The organism is Anaeromonas frigoriresistens (genome assembly GCF_016820655.1).
GTDB classification, from domain to species: Bacteria; Bacillota; Clostridia; order Tissierellales; family SIT17; genus Anaeromonas; species Anaeromonas frigoriresistens.
In genome coordinates, this window is record NZ_WSFT01000037.1 from 44,214 (window position 1) to 59,420 (window position 15,207).

Sequence of the window (15,207 nt, forward strand, 5' to 3'; positions counted from 1 at the left end):
CTAATTAATAGAAAGTGAATTCTATAATATTAAAGGAGTGGAAAACCTTGTCTAGAAAAAAACTAGTTGTCCCGGAAGCTCGACAAGCTTTTGAGAAATATAAAATGGAAATTGCTAAGGAATTTGGTGTAGATGACCCAAGAGCTCTAGCTTCACGACATACTGGATATATAGTTAGAGATTTAGTAAAAATGGGTGAAGAACAAATGATTAATAAAGACTCTTAATAATATAAAATCCGAGATAAATCTCGGATTTTATATTATTAAGCTATTTTATTTTTAAGTTTCTAAATCTATTTAAAGTAGCAGCAATCTCATATTTTCTAGGAAGAGCCATGTTACCAGGATTTCCTTGGTATGGAGAAACTGTATCTAAACCTTTTGTATTCATCTCTTCATATACCTTATCCACTGCTTCTTTTAATGTTCTCTTATCATTTGCTATATTATCCATTATATACTTAATTATAAATGAAATAGTATTGGTCTGGTCAGAATGGATTAACTGTTCTAAATTCCTCAATTCAATATCCATTTTATTATATGTAATTGTATCTATTCCTCTAGACTTTATTTTAACTCCTTTTCTTCCTGTGAAAAATGAGGATTTTAATAAAGTTCTAGGTGTATCATCCTTAATTAAAGTGACTTCATCTATTTTCCGTTGATATTTTATTTCCTCAACTATGTCTTTTGCTTCTTTAGTCATATCTTTAGGATGATATTCATCCATCATAATAACATGATCTGCTACCTCAAAGTAATCCCCTGACCCTCCAATTACTAGTACTGTTGACACACCATTTTTTTCATATAATGTTCGCACCTTATCAATAAAAGGTGTGATGGGTTCTTTCTCCTTTTGAACAAGTTTTTGCATTCTTCCATCCCGAATCATAAAATTTGTAGCACTGGTATCTTCATCTATTAATAGTAAATCTGTTCCTATTTCTAGGGCTTCCATTATATTTGCCGCCTGAGAGGTACTTCCACTGGCATTTTCTGTAGAAAATCTCTTAGTATCTTCCCCCATTGGAAGATTGTTAATGAATGGATAAATATTCACCTTTTCAACCTTTCTGCCATCTTCTGATTTTATTTTGACCGCATTTTCTCTAATAACAATATATTCCCTACCATCTCCTAAAATATGGTCGTATACCCCTAGTTCTAAGGCTTTAAGTATAGTAGATTTCCCATGAAATCCTCCTCCAACTATCAGTGTAACCCCTTCTGGAATTCCCATTCCCTTTATAGTTCCTTGATTAGGAAGGTTGATATCTATTTCATATTCTTTAGGACTTAGAAAAGGTACCACTCCTTTTCTCATAGGTTTTTGGGATACTCCACTTTGTCTAGGAATTATACTTCCATTAGCAATAAAGGCTACTAATTCTCTTTTTTCTATCTCTTTCCGTAAATAAGCTTGATCTTCTAATAGATTAATTTGTTTCAAAAGATCCTCTTGTGAGATAGCGTTGAAAAATAGAGATGATTCTACAATCTTAGGTAGAGCTTCAAAGAAGATAGTTTTTGCTTTGTTTCCAAGAATTCTTCGTCCTTCTGCTGGAAGCCCAACTGTAAGTCTAGCTTCAACTATTTTCTCATCAATTATAATATAGTTCCTCTCTAATATTTCCTGTCCACAATGTCCAATAGAAAGAAGTCCACTTTTCCCTGATCCTCCTACATTTTCATAATGCTTATATATATTTTCACCTACAACTCTACTTAAAAAATCTACCACTGCCTTTTTCTTGTATGAAGTATCATATAGTCCAGATGAAAATCCTGATTTATTTCCCGGGACAGTAACCCGAATTCTAGAAGGAGAAGCAAATGGATCTCCTTGAACATAGTCAATAGACAATATAAAGTTAGGGAACTGATATTGCCCCTGAAGTTGTTTATAAGATTTATAGCTTTTACCATCAATTCTATCTATTATTTTCTCTAGTTCTTTAAATGACTTCATTATAATCTCTCCTTATTACTTCAATGCTTATCCTATGTTAATATACTTACCATAAATCTAATCTTCTGCCGCTAACAACTTTACAAAATTTTTAGGTACATGACTTTGAAGTTCTTTCATTTTCTTTAATTCTATATCTGCATCATTTAGATTATTATTGTCTTTATAATAATAGTAGGCAAAACAATGACCCATATATTGATTTCTAGGATCTTTATCTTCAATTAATAGTTGAGTATCCTCTATATTTAATTTAGAATAATCTTTATTAATAGAATAACTTTGTATAAAATTAAATATAGCTAATTCTACCTTTGCGTCATGATCATTTCCCTTCATTCTAAGCCATCTTCCTCCATCAGTATAAAATACTCCAGCCCTAAAGGGGAGTAAAGTAGCTATAGATATACCAACTGCCATAGCCCCTAATAATAGTATAAATAAGTATGACTTATAAAAGAATACTATTAACATTATAACTCCAAATAATAAAGAAGTAAGAGGTCCTGCTATAATCAATCTTCTGAAATTCTTAAAATTATCTTTCTTATCATCAACTGGTACAGTACCCCCTATTCCTCCCCACAACGCTTTATTCTTCTCTATATAAAAAGTTATTTTCCCTTTATCATTTCTCTTTAATCCAAAGGGACCTATTACAAAAAGTATAAAACGAAATCCTGATAGTATTCCTGTTATTATATGACCTAGTTCGTGGATAGTCACCACTATAAAGTAACTTATTAATGCTTGAATTATAAATAATATTATTTCCATATACATTCTCCTTAAGAATAAATTTTCTTATAGTATACTTCTATAATAACTTATTTAAATCCTTTTATTTTTATTAATATAATGGGGCTATAAAGTTATAACTTTATAGCCCCATTATATTAATTTCTACTCTCCACACTCTTCATGATGTAAATGTTGATGACATATTGATCCTGTTGATGCTAGTTCACCTTTTATATATTTACCGGCTATATCATCTACATTTCCTTGAGCACCAGTGATAACCTCAATATCTTTAGAGTTAAATAAATTTATTGCACTAGCTCCCATCCCTCCTGAGATGATAATATTTACTCCTAATTTATTTAGGAAATTGGGTAAATATCCTGGTTTATGTCCTGGGTTTGGAACAGATTCCATGTTGACAATATTATCTTTATCAACTTCATAAATATTGAAATTCTGACAGTGTCCAAAATGTTGAGACACCCTATCTTTTTCACTTGCTACTGCTATTTTCATATAGACTCCTCCTTAATTTTCATTTAATATTTTAATAGTATTATTAAATACTTTTATAGAAGCTTCTCCTGATTCACATTTCACATCAACAATTGTTTTGCCTTTATTAACAGCCTCTATTGCTTTAGTATCAAAGGGTACTTTCCCTACAAATGGTATTTTATTTTCTTCACAAAACATTTGTATCTTTTTACTATTTTTATCATTTATATCATATTTATTTATACATACAGCAGTTTTAGTTCCAAATCTTTGAGATGTTTTTATAATACGTTTCATATCATTAATTCCTGAAATGGAGGGTTCTGCTACTACTAAAACCATATCTACACCAGTTATTGATGCAATAACTGGACATCCTATTCCAGGGGAACCATCTATGATAGCTAATTCTTCTTCTACCTCTGGTATTTTAAGTTGATTTTTCACTTCCGTGACGAGTTTCCCCGATGTACCGCTCCCCATTTTTAATTCTGCAGTAGAGAATATATTATCCTCGGTATATAGTTTTAACTCTCCAGCAATATCAGGCTTTAGTTCTATAGCATCCACTGGACAAATTCTTTCACATACTCCACAACCTTCGCAGCTATAGGGATCAACTTTATATTTATCATCTTTACGTATAGCATCAAAATGGCAATTTTTTTGGCATAAACCACATTCTATACATTTATCAGTGTTGATATCTGCCTTAGACATTCCATAAAAATCAGAAGTTTTTCCTTTATCTAAGTTATTCATAAGTAGATGTAAATTTGGTGCATCTACATCACAATCTGCAAACACTTTATTATTTGCTAACTTTATAAAGGCACTGGTTATAGTAGTTTTCCCTGTACCACCCTTTCCGCTAAGGATTAGTAATTGCTTCATATTTTACCTCCTTAGTAACAGTGTTAAGTAATGATTCAAATACTTCTCTATATTCATCCTTTTCTCTAGATATTATTACTCCATCAGAATTTAGATTTCCTAACTCTTTATCAAAGGGAATCCTATCTAATATCTTTATATTTTTTTCTTTACATAATTTTTCCGTGGGATTATCCTCATTGATATATTTATTTATCACTACACCATGGGGTTTGTTAAATAACTTAACTAATTCATATACCATATTTAAATTATGAGCTCCAAATACAGTGGGTTCTGAGACTAGGATACAATAATCTGCATCCTTGATGCTCTCCATTACTACACAGGCACTTCCTGGAGGACAATCAATTATATTGTAATGGCTATTCTCATCTATGTGATTTAGTAATTCTTTTATTATCGGTACTCCAGAAGGCTCTCCAATATTTAATATTCCTGAGATCACATCAATTCCATTGGATACTCCCTTCTGAACTTCACCAATAACCTTTTCTTTTTCTGATAATGCTCCATTTGGACAAAACCTCATACATCCTCCACAGGAATGGCAAATATCATCAAATATTAATAGTTTATCAGTATAAGCTAATGCATTAAATTTACAAAAATCCACACAGGTTCTACAACCCTCACATAAATCATTATTAACTATAGGAATCTTAACAGAGATATTGTTTTTAATTATATTGTCCGGTTTAAAAAACAGATGACCATTAGGTTCTTCTACATCACAATCAATATATGTAGAATTTTCTGATACTTCAGAAAGGTTTACAGATACTAATGTTTTACCTGCTCCACCTTTCCCACTTAATACTGCAATATTCATCTTTACCTACCTCCATGATGATGGAAACCAGCATGAATATTCTCTAAAGTGCTTAATTCTCCTTCTTGACAGGCTGAAATATTATTTCTAATAGTATCATTCAATGATTGATATATTTTTATATTGGCTTGATTTAAAACATTAGCAGCATTTTCCCCACATCTTGGAGTAATTAAAGCATCTATGTTTTTATCTACTATAACTTGAGCTGCTTTTATACCAGCACCTCCGTGGCTTGCTGCTGCAGGATTATTAAAAAAAGTTCCCTCCTTTGTTTCAGTATCATAAATAAGGAAGTAGGGACTACGTCCAAAGGTATTATTTACTCTTCCTTCCATAGAATCTGTATTAGTTGGCATTGCTAATTTCATTTTTAGTCACCTCTTTATTTTATTCTTCTATTAATAAATCTTCTTCAAGTCTTCGTCTTCTACATCCTCTACCACACTGTTTCTTTCCACCTTCACAAAGTTTGTAGTCTCCACCTTCTATAACTATGATTCTTCCATTTATTAAAGAATCTGCAAGTTTTTTTCTAGCATCATTATAGATACTTTGAACAGTAGTGCGGGCTACATTCATTTGTTCAGAACATTCTTTTTGGGTAAAGTCATTTAGATCAATTAATCTTATGGTTTCATACTCATCCACCGTCATAGTAATATAATCATCTAAAGATTCCTGCCCTCTTACAGGACCAAACCTTTTACTTTCCGGCAGACAACATACTCTTCTTCTTTTCCTAGGCCTCGGCATGATTAATTCACCCCTTTTCAAGTTATTGACATATGCCATTTACATATATAATTATACTCCTTTTATGACATATGTCAATAACTATTCTATAATTTTATAAAAAATTAACTCCCTTAATTATAATTAAGGGAGTTACAATTCAAACCTATATTAAGTTTTCTTTTATGTTCCATTAAATAATAGAGTTAAATATTTTAAAAATCTGTATAACACACAGGTTTTTGACTATAATAAAATGCTCTATCTAACTCATCTAAATACTCTCCCTTATCTATTTCTACTAACCCTAGACTCCAAAGTCCTTTTAAACTGGTAGCTCCTAAAAATAGTGAGGAAAAATCACTAATGTCCATTTTAACCGTTACATCAAATTTTTCCTCATCTAAGATTGCTCTGCCATTCTCAAATTTAACTATTATTTCTTCTTCCTTTTTTGCAATAAATGAATCTTCAATTAAAAACCTTACTCTTATGTTAGCCTTATTATAACTTCTATGACTACACTGAATAAAAGCTTCTCTTATATCAAATATTTTATACATTACTCCTACAGCTTGAGTATTTGTCTCTAAATATCCATAGGGTATATAATTTAATGAATCATTTCTTGGATCATCAAATAGATAATAGAAATTTTCATCTTCTGTATTAAATATTATTAAATGAACTTGATCATCTTGTTTTCTCAAAAATCCTAATAATTTCCTAAGTACTTCTGGATTTTCATATACTAATTCTTTCATATATATATTATTTATAGTATAATTTCCTTCCTTGCCATTTAGGAATTTAAATACTATATATCCCTCAATATTTCCTTCCTTATCATAGCTTCCTATTACCCTATTAAATTCATCCCCAAATATTTGTCTTATCTCATCTCCAAACTTCTTCATCATCCCATGAGTCTTCTCTACTACCCTATTATGACAATCCAATATTTTTTCTAATCCATCTTCATTAATATATCTAATATCAGATTCCTTTCTGTATTCAGGTAATCTTTCAGTAGGTAATCTATATTGATTCATCTTAGTACCAAAACCATAGCCCATTTTTTTATAGAAATCTGGTCTAAAAGGAAGTAAAAGTCCCAAAGGTACATTTTTATTTTTATAGTGTTTTTCATAAAACTCTAGCATATCTCGAGCCACTTTTTTCTTTTTATGCATTAAATGAACCCCTAAAAATCCAATACCAGATACTGGAATTATCTTTCCAAAGAAATTCATCTCAAAATCAAATAGGCGCATTACTCCAATCAACTTGTCATTTTCAAACATCCCATAGAAGGTAACCACTGAATCGTTCTTTAAAATATCTAATGCTTCTTTTTTATATTTATCCATAGCTTTTTTAGTAAAATCCTTAAAACTTGGGTATGCATTAAAAGCAATTTCTGTATATTCATCAATATATTCTTCATTAAGTTTTCTAATTTCTCTCATACTAATCCTCCTTATTAATTTGTAATAAAACACTATTATATTTATTATTCTAATCTACTTATACCCTCACTATTAAGTTCAATAAATATTTTTATATACCTTCTATTTTCACAATACAAACTAACACAAACTATAATTTTTAGTGAATTTTTCTGTGGCGTGACTGCAATCACATCATAATTTTTAAGAATAGTCTATTATATCTGTATACAGTAAAAAGTAATATTCATATATAACAATTAGGAGGAGATTTAACATGTCACAATTCGCTGCCCAGGTGAATGCACCTAAATATGAACCTAAAGATAAACATAGAGTTATTTTTGAAACATTCCATAGTTTAGATAAGGGAGAAAAAATGGAACTTATTAATGATCATGACCCTCGTCCTCTACATTATCAACTAATGGCAGAGTATACTGATCAATTTGAATGGGAGTACTTAGAAGAAGGCCCAGAAATATGGCGAGTTTCTATAGGAAAGAAATAGCATTGTCACATTATATTTTCTTTAGAATAATATATATTGAAAATATATAAAGAGGTGATATTATGAATTATCCTTATAGCCCTATGAATAGATATGAAGATGATTATAGATATGATAGATATCCAAGTATGCAAAAACCTATGCAGGTTTCTAATGTAGATCCTTATGTGGTAGCTGCCCTAATGACCTTAAAAGGTAAAAAGTTAGTTGTGGAAACAGTGAGAGGATCCCTTCATGGTAGACTTTTAGATATTAAACCTGATCATATTGTTATTGGTGAAAGTTCTGATGATTCGAGATTCTTTATACGAATTGCAGAAATTGTACACATTATGCCAGATATTAATAACGATTGTGATCCTAGATATAGATAACAATATTTTTCATAAAATTAAACCCTAGATATCTAGGGTTTAATTTTATGAATTTTTTATAAGGTGTTTAACAATTTCTATTCTATTATGATTTTCTAAAAATTTAGATATTTAATGTAATATAACTTTAATAATACCCTTCTAAAACAGCCTATTTTACCATAAAAATACCCTTTTAACCTAAATTTTGTTATCTAATATTACAATTAAATTACAAAAACCCTTTTATTTAGTCCATCTATACTATATAATAGATAAAGAAAGATAATTAATAATTTTAAGGGGAGGCGTATTAGGTGGTTTTAAAAAAGTACAGTGCTAAAGGTATGATTTATACCCTTACATTAATAGGAGTATTAACCTTTTCTAATGTTCCAGCTTATGCAGATTTAGGTGATCAAGTACTAAGAAAAGGAATGCGTAATAATGATGTAATGGTACTACAACAACATCTGGAGGATCTAGGTCACTTCAACTATCATATGACCACTACATACTTTGGAAATGTTACATTAAACGCAGTTAAAGATTTCCAAAGAGCAAATGGATTAGTGGTAGATGGATACTTTGGTCCAAATTCATATAAAGCTTTAATGAATAAAGTAAGTGGTTCTCCTAGAAAAGAACCAGCAAATAGATCTTCTGAACCAAAGCCTGCACCAGCTCCTAAGACTACTAATAGCTCAGCTTCTAGTTTAAGCTATACTAGACTTCTTAAGAGAGGTGTCACAGGACAAGACGTACAAAACTTACAACAAGCTCTTAAACAATTAGGGCATTTTGATTTTTATAAAACTACAACTTATTTTGGAAGTATTACTACAGATTCAGTAATGTCTTTCCAACGATCTCAAGGTATTCAAGTTGATGGACTTGCTGGTCCTAATACTATTAGAACAATAAATAATGCATTAGGTAATACTAATTCTGCTCCTAGCACACCTGCACCTAAAGAGAATACAAGCAGTGAAAGTAATGGTAGAGAAAATATTACAAATAATATCATAAATGCAGCTAAAAGTTATGTAGGAGTACCTTATAGATATGGTGGAACTAGTTCATCTGGATTTGACTGTTCAGGATTTACTCAAGTTGTATATGATAAATACGGCATAAATATACCTCGTAGTTCCTCAGCTCAAGCTTCTGTAGGTACAAAAATAAGTAAATCTGATTTACAACCAGGAGATTTAGTTATCTTTAGTGGTACTTATAAAGCAGGACCTAGTCATACAGGTATATATTTAGGAAATAATGAGTTCATAAGTGCTACTTCTTCTAAAGGTGTTGCTATTGTAAGTTTGAGTAATAGCTACTGGAATTCCCATTATTCATACGGTAGAAGAGTATATTAATTAAAAACACATAAAAAATAGTGAAGCAATTAATTGCTTCACTATTTTTTATGTGTTAATTATATTTTATCCCTTCATACTATATCTATAAACTTGATCCTTGTTATCTTAACTACTTTTATAACTACATTATGAACAACTACTGTTATAAAGATATTAGTTATGGAAGTAGGAATAACTATAGTAGCAAAAAGAAGATTAAATGGAGCAGGAAGCCCCACCATAAATAATGCTACTGCTAAAAAAACTGTTCCACTTACCATAGTGCCAATAAAGGATATTATACCTATAGTTATTACATTAAATTTAGCTTTACTATAAATCATTATTAAACCATATACTACTAAAGATGTTACAATCTTATCTATAATATTAGCAATTTGACCACCAGGAAAAGTAGTAGTCATTGCTGTTATTATACCCCCTAGCAAAGCTGTTAGAAGAGTGCTTTTAAAATCCTTATTAATAATCAGAGCCACAAACATAAATGATAACATAAAATCAAATTTCATACTTCCTAGTGCTCCAGGTACAACTTGATGCATAATAAATCCTATAGCTAATAATAATGCAGTTAATATATTTTTTCTTAAGTCCATAAAAAATTTCTCCCTAATTTTTATTTTGTTTTGCCAATGAATTTCATCTGATTCATAAGTTCAAGTCATATCTTTTGCACCTCCTTCTAAAATTTTAAAAATAAAAAACCCTTCATCCCTAAAATAAGGGACGAAAGGTTACTTCCGCGATACCACCCAGATTAGATAGCAAAACTATCTCTCTTATCAGATACAGAGAATAGAATCTCGATATCCTGTTTCTATAACGGGAAACCCCCGACACCAACTACTCTCCCCTAAGGATTTGATTGAGCACCTCATAGGACCATTCATCAAATATTCTATATCGGACTCACACCAACTCCGATTCGCTGAAATAGAAAATAATTTAATTACTATTCCTAATCAAAGACTTTAAGTATTTTAAATATTCTAACATTTCAAAATGTTAAAGTCAATAATTTTCTATGGTATCTTAGGGTATTAATATATATAAGAAGAATAAAAGCCTAAACTATAAGTAAAATAATATTATTCAATTAAATTTTAAATAAATCTTCATATAAGGTGGTGTATATAATATGGAAATTAAAGAAGGAGTTATGGTCCCTCTAGGTTATGGTAAATTTGCTCGTTCCGATAAAATCATCAGTTTAGAGCGTATTGAGAATGACCGAGGTCCTGGTAGGAGAACAATCGTACATGTGGAAGAAAATAAATCTCCAATAATAGCTTCTAGAACTGAAAATTCAATTCTAGAAGAAATGGTAGAAATGCCCAGAAGTGAATTAGAAGCTTCTGCTGCCTTAGAACTACTATATGACATTAAAGACGACATTCAACAAATCGGTCCAATGCTTAGAAAGAGCATAAAAAAAGAAGCAAAATTTGATCTTGAGAAAATAGAAAAACGTATAAATGAGATTCTTCTACATGAAATAGATCAAGATGAAATGCATTAATTGAAAACACTAAAAAAGCATTAGAATATAACCATAAAGAAAATACTCTTAATATGTTATTAAGAGTATTTTCTTTATCATACGAATGTAATCGCTTGTTTATACTTTGTTTTTAAAGCAATTCCTTTCCCTTCACTATAATTCTTGATATATTTTCCAAAAAATCTATTGCTAATAAGCCAATTATAAAACTTTTTTGATCCCCTTATATAACAAGCTGCTGCTAATAATAGAAATGGTGTTGTAGGTAATAGAAGGAGAAAAATTCCTATAACTCCAAGAATTACTGATAATGTTCCTATGAAAACTAATATTCCTTTTATAATAAAGAGGTTTAGCTCTATTTATGTTTCCATACAAAAATGATAGTCTTACTTTGTTATGAATTTAATTATTTTTACAACAAATCTTCTAACCTATTGTGATAAAATTATAACAGGAGGTGGGAATATGAATATTTTAGTAGCTGAGGATGAAGGGGACATCCGTGAGTTGATAGTAGACCAATTAAAAAGTGAAGGATACACTGTATATCCAGCAAAAAATGGTATTGAAGCCTTAGAAATTTTTAATAGTGAGGATATAAATTTAGCAATATTAGATGTAATGATGCCTAAGTTAGATGGTTTCAATTTACTTAGAAAAATTAGATCTAAAAGCTATATACCAGTCATATTTTTAACTGCACGAGGTGAAGAAATGGATAAAGTATTAGGCTTAGAACTAGGAGCTGATGATTATCTTATAAAACCTTTTAGTATTGCAGAGCTTAAAGCTAGAATAAATTCTCAACTTAGACGTACAACAATATATAACAGTGAAAGTAAAACTTATAAAGAGTATATTAAATGTGGTGATTTAACCTTAGATAAAGATGCATGTTGTCTATATAAAAAAGGACAAGAAATTATATTAAATGCAAAAGAATATTTACTATTAAGCTATCTAATGGAGCGCTCTGGCAAGGTATTTACAAAAAAACAGTTATATGAAGCAGTATGGGAAGAGGATTATTTTTTTGATAACAATACTGTAATGGTACATATCAGTTATATTCGTAATAAAATTGAAGATGATCCTAAAAACCCTCAATACATCCAAACTATTCGAGGTATTGGTTACAAATTTTCAAAATCAGAGGTTATAAAAGATGAAGCATAGTATATTTAGAAAACTATTGAAAAATTATATATTAATGTTTTTTATATCTACTTTATTAGTGTTTATTGCATATTTTCTTTTGCTATTTGTTGATGGTATCCTAAATAAAGATCTAATAAGTAAAACTTATACAGCTGAAACCTTAATGAAAGATGATTATAATTCTATTCAGGTAGGAGAAGTAATAAAGAATAACGGAAGTGTACAAGTAGTAACACAAAATTTAAAGGTAATTAACCTAGGAGGCACTAAAGGAATAACAAATACTGAGTTGACTACAGAGGAATGGTCTAATTTTTTAATTAATTCCCAAAGGAAAGAAAATAATTATAATTATAGTATAGAGTACAATGAATCCCAGGATTTCTGGTTGGTTGTAACTTTTCCAGTATCTTTACGTATTTTCTTTGGAATTGTAACCAACGAAGAAATTATGTCATCAGATTTTGTCAGAGTTCTTTCAATAATTCTTTCTATTATTATTATATATATAGTAATGCTAGTTATAAGCACTTCCATTTATGCCAAGATATCATCTGCTAATTTTATTAAACCCTTAAGAGAATTATGTAAGAGTACGAAAAATTTAGCTCAAGGAGATTATAAAGAAAGAGTAAATCTACATTTAACAGCAGAATTCGCTGAGTTACAAAAGAATTTTAATCATCTAGCTAGTCAATTAGAAGTTCAAAAGAAATTTAGAGAAGAATCAGAAAGCTTAAGAAAACAAATGATTCTAGATGTATCTCATGATTTAAAGAATCCATTATCTAGCATTCTAGGATATTCAGAATTGTGCTTAGAGAATAATGTGAATAGCACACAAAAACAGAAATATCTAGAAATCATATATAATAATAGTTTAAGAGCAAATGGATTAATTACGGACTTATTTCATCTATCTAAAATAGATAGCCCAGACTTCAAGCTTTCTTTACAAAAAGTTGATATAGGAGAATTTTTAAGAGAAAAAATCTCTGATTCACTTCCTTTATTAGAAGAAAGTGAATTTCAATGGGATTTTAACATTCCTGAGAAAGAAATTATTTTAAGTATAGATCCTCAACAGATGGATAGAGTATTCTTTAATCTATTCACAAATTCAATTAAGTATAACTCTAAAGGAACTACCCTATCAGTAAGTCTATCTAAACAAAAGGATACTGTAAGTATAGTTGTTGCTGACAATGGTATAGGTATAGATAAGGAATTAGAAAAAGAGATTTTTAAGCCTTTTGTCCGAGAAGACAAATCAAGAAATTCCCAAACCGGTGGTAGTGGATTGGGTTTAACCATCGTTAAGAAAATAGTAGAAGCTCATAATGGTACTATTACCCTTCAGACATTTAAAAATGTAGGATGCAAATTCGAAATTATTCTTCCTATTTAAGATAGATTTAAGATTTAGATAAGTTCCTTTTAATTTTACTCTGCTAAAATCTATAGTAGATGATTAAAAGGAGGAGATATTATCATGTTTTCAATGAATAAATGGAGTGTTATTCCAATAGATATGCCTATTGTATTTACAGTACTATTTTTATTGCTTACAATTATTTTATTTATCATAATAAGTAATAAATTTAAAAGTAAAAGAAAAAGAATTATGGGAATATGGAGTTTAGGATGGCTATTATTAGCCGTAATTTTATTAATTACAGGTACCTTTGGTAGATTTGTAAAAGTAGATGAGATTAATACAAAAACTTATTCCAAACAAGAATTAACTAAAGACCTTAACCAGCTAGAAGAAATTGTGATGAACGAGAACCCCCTATATTTTGCAGATAAAGATGAATTAAATCAAAAGATCCAAAATACGCGTAATGAAATTAATGATGGTATGACAGAATTAGATTTTTATCGCTTAATCAATCCTATAATTGCAGATGTTAGATGTGGTCATACTAACCTTTACATTTCAGAAGGATTAGAAAAGAATAGAAAAGATACAGCAAAGTTCTTCCCATTAAAAGTTTCCCTAGTAGATGATCAACTATATTTTTTAGAAGAAGATAAAATAAATGGTATTGAACAAGGAAATAGAATAATATCTATCAATGGAAAAACTACGGATGAAATTATCCATACTTTAGTTGAAAATATTAGTATAGATAGTACGATTGAAGCTAAAGCTCGCTATATCATAAGCAAGCATTTTAATAGTAGGTTCTATGACTTTGTAGATAATTCGGATACTTTTGAAGTTGAAATATTAAATAATAAAGGTATTTCTAGTGTAGTAAATCTAGATGCAAAATACAGAGATGAGTTTAATACTAATGCTTGGTCAATTCATTTTGCTGATTACAAAGACGGTAATTATTATGACGGTAAAGTACATGACGATTATGCAGTACTAGATATTAATGTATTTATGGAAGAAAAAGATAATAAATTTGATGATTTTTTAGAAGAATTCTTTATTCAGTTAAAAAATCAAGATATCTCAAAATTAATAATTGATCTGAGGGGCAACTATGGAGCAGATCCAAAAATGGCTCAAAAGCTAATGACCTATATAATTGATGAAGAAATGAATTATTTTCAAGAAGATGTGCCATTTCTTTTTAATATTTTGGGATTTAATAAAACCCTTACTCCTCAAGAAAATAGATTTGATGGTGATATCTCACTATTAACAGATGGAGCAGTATTTTCTACTGCAGGACATTTTGTATCATTAATAAAATATCATGACTTAGCTACCATAGTAGGAAGTGAAACAGGTGGAACTTATGTATGTACTGATAGGTCAAAGGATACAGTTCTTCCTAATACCCGAATTCGCCTCCATTATTCTACTTTTCCCTTTAAAGTAGACGTTGAAGGATTATCAGATACTAAAGGTGTGGAGCCTGATATTCCTGTATCTCCATCTATAGAAAATATATTGAATAAAGAAAATATTATTATGAAAAAAGGATTAGAAGTATTAGGTTTATAATCATATAAAATAACTAAAGGAAGCCTATATAGGCTTCCTTTAGTTATTACTCTTGGAGAATAAGTAAATACTGCTTTTATTTTTGCATTAATATTGATTTCTCCTACTTGAATTGGAGTAGGTAGAGTGGGTGCTGAAAAAAGTCGCTCATCCCTAAGAATATATTGATAATTTTCTTCGTTAATCCTACCAGGAATATAATTAACTAA

The 15,207-nt window shown here is 29.8% G+C and carries 18 protein-coding genes and 1 other annotated feature; of the genes, 8 read left to right on the forward strand and 10 right to left on the reverse strand.

Annotated elements, in window-relative coordinates:
- Positions 1 to 47: 47 nt before the first annotated feature.
- On the forward strand, positions 48 to 227 hold the full coding sequence (locus GOQ27_RS09930; RefSeq protein WP_203366705.1) for an alpha/beta-type small acid-soluble spore protein: 180 nt from the start codon (positions 48 to 50) through the stop codon (positions 225 to 227).
- A 43-nt stretch (positions 228 to 270) separates the two neighbouring features.
- On the opposite strand, the gene GOQ27_RS09935 is transcribed toward GOQ27_RS09930, so the two are convergent.
- The 8 genes from GOQ27_RS09935 to GOQ27_RS09970 all read right to left on the reverse strand — a co-directional run bounded on the left by GOQ27_RS09935 (position 271) and on the right by GOQ27_RS09970 (position 7,149).
- Positions 271 to 1,977: an ABC-ATPase domain-containing protein gene (locus GOQ27_RS09935; protein WP_203366706.1), complete on the reverse strand. Its 1,707-nt coding sequence runs from the start codon at positions 1,975 to 1,977 to the stop codon at positions 271 to 273.
- 57 nt (positions 1,978 to 2,034) lie between these two features.
- Entirely contained in the window at positions 2,035 to 2,754 is a 720-nt protein-coding gene (locus GOQ27_RS09940; RefSeq protein ID WP_203366707.1) for a M50 family metallopeptidase, read from the reverse strand.
- A gap of 126 nt (positions 2,755 to 2,880) precedes the next feature.
- Entirely contained in the window at positions 2,881 to 3,237 is a 357-nt protein-coding gene (locus GOQ27_RS09945) for a NifB/NifX family molybdenum-iron cluster-binding protein (protein ID WP_203366708.1), read from the reverse strand.
- A gap of 12 nt (positions 3,238 to 3,249) precedes the next feature.
- On the reverse strand, positions 3,250 to 4,113 hold the full coding sequence (locus tag GOQ27_RS09950; protein ID WP_203366709.1) for an ATP-binding protein: 864 nt from the start codon (positions 4,111 to 4,113) through the stop codon (positions 3,250 to 3,252).
- On the reverse strand, positions 4,091 to 4,945 hold the full coding sequence (locus GOQ27_RS09955) for a nucleotide-binding protein (protein WP_203366710.1): 855 nt from the start codon (positions 4,943 to 4,945) through the stop codon (positions 4,091 to 4,093). Before GOQ27_RS09955 ends, GOQ27_RS09950 begins: the two co-directional genes overlap by 23 nt.
- A gap of 2 nt (positions 4,946 to 4,947) precedes the next feature.
- The gene (locus GOQ27_RS09960) at positions 4,948 to 5,316 is read right to left on the reverse strand and encodes a NifB/NifX family molybdenum-iron cluster-binding protein (protein ID WP_203366711.1); all 369 of its coding nucleotides are present in this window, start codon (positions 5,314 to 5,316) and stop codon (positions 4,948 to 4,950) included.
- 19 nt (positions 5,317 to 5,335) lie between these two features.
- Positions 5,336 to 5,701, reverse strand: a complete 366-nt coding sequence (locus GOQ27_RS09965; RefSeq protein ID WP_203366712.1) for a DUF134 domain-containing protein — start codon at positions 5,699 to 5,701, stop codon at positions 5,336 to 5,338.
- Between the two features lie 194 nt (positions 5,702 to 5,895).
- Positions 5,896 to 7,149, reverse strand: coding sequence for a GNAT family N-acetyltransferase (locus GOQ27_RS09970; protein ID WP_203366713.1), 1,254 nt, complete (start codon positions 7,147 to 7,149; stop codon positions 5,896 to 5,898).
- A 256-nt stretch (positions 7,150 to 7,405) separates the two neighbouring features.
- Between GOQ27_RS09970 and GOQ27_RS09975 the strand changes: the two genes are divergently transcribed.
- The 3 genes from GOQ27_RS09975 to GOQ27_RS09985 all read left to right on the forward strand — a co-directional run bounded on the left by GOQ27_RS09975 (position 7,406) and on the right by GOQ27_RS09985 (position 9,368).
- Complete coding sequence (locus GOQ27_RS09975) at positions 7,406 to 7,639, forward strand: DUF2249 domain-containing protein (protein ID WP_203366714.1); 234 nt, start codon at positions 7,406 to 7,408, stop codon at positions 7,637 to 7,639.
- 83 nt (positions 7,640 to 7,722) lie between these two features.
- Positions 7,723 to 8,013 carry a YuzF family protein gene (locus tag GOQ27_RS09980; RefSeq protein ID WP_203366715.1) on the forward strand — a complete coding sequence of 97 codons (291 nt, stop codon included), beginning with the start codon at positions 7,723 to 7,725 and terminating at the stop codon, positions 8,011 to 8,013.
- A gap of 296 nt (positions 8,014 to 8,309) precedes the next feature.
- The gene (locus GOQ27_RS09985) at positions 8,310 to 9,368 is read left to right on the forward strand and encodes a C40 family peptidase (protein WP_203366716.1); all 1,059 of its coding nucleotides are present in this window, start codon (positions 8,310 to 8,312) and stop codon (positions 9,366 to 9,368) included.
- A gap of 74 nt (positions 9,369 to 9,442) precedes the next feature.
- On the opposite strand, the gene GOQ27_RS09990 is transcribed toward GOQ27_RS09985, so the two are convergent.
- Positions 9,443 to 9,967 carry a tryptophan transporter gene (locus tag GOQ27_RS09990; RefSeq protein WP_203366717.1) on the reverse strand — a complete coding sequence of 175 codons (525 nt, stop codon included), beginning with the start codon at positions 9,965 to 9,967 and terminating at the stop codon, positions 9,443 to 9,445.
- Between the two features lie 123 nt (positions 9,968 to 10,090).
- Positions 10,091 to 10,346: a binding site (T-box leader), on the reverse strand.
- A gap of 163 nt (positions 10,347 to 10,509) precedes the next feature.
- Between GOQ27_RS09990 and GOQ27_RS09995 the strand changes: the two genes are divergently transcribed.
- The gene (locus tag GOQ27_RS09995; RefSeq protein ID WP_203366718.1) at positions 10,510 to 10,890 is read left to right on the forward strand and encodes a hypothetical protein; all 381 of its coding nucleotides are present in this window, start codon (positions 10,510 to 10,512) and stop codon (positions 10,888 to 10,890) included.
- A 77-nt stretch (positions 10,891 to 10,967) separates the two neighbouring features.
- Here GOQ27_RS09995 and GOQ27_RS17500 read toward each other — a convergent pair whose 3' ends face one another.
- Entirely contained in the window at positions 10,968 to 11,234 is a 267-nt protein-coding gene (locus tag GOQ27_RS17500) for a DUF454 family protein (RefSeq protein WP_203366759.1), read from the reverse strand.
- A gap of 106 nt (positions 11,235 to 11,340) precedes the next feature.
- Between GOQ27_RS17500 and GOQ27_RS10005 the strand changes: the two genes are divergently transcribed.
- From GOQ27_RS10005 to GOQ27_RS10015, 3 genes are all read left to right on the forward strand, one after another.
- Positions 11,341 to 12,051: a response regulator transcription factor gene (locus tag GOQ27_RS10005; RefSeq protein WP_203366719.1), complete on the forward strand. Its 711-nt coding sequence runs from the start codon at positions 11,341 to 11,343 to the stop codon at positions 12,049 to 12,051.
- Positions 12,041 to 13,441 (forward strand): HAMP domain-containing sensor histidine kinase, encoded by a 1,401-nt coding sequence (locus GOQ27_RS10010; RefSeq protein WP_203366720.1) that lies wholly within the window; start codon positions 12,041 to 12,043, stop codon positions 13,439 to 13,441. The genes GOQ27_RS10005 and GOQ27_RS10010 overlap by 11 nt, the downstream gene beginning before the upstream one ends.
- 93 nt (positions 13,442 to 13,534) lie before the next feature.
- The gene (locus tag GOQ27_RS10015) at positions 13,535 to 14,998 is read left to right on the forward strand and encodes a S41 family peptidase (RefSeq protein ID WP_203366721.1); all 1,464 of its coding nucleotides are present in this window, start codon (positions 13,535 to 13,537) and stop codon (positions 14,996 to 14,998) included.
- Positions 14,999 to 15,207: the final 209 nt, after the last annotated feature.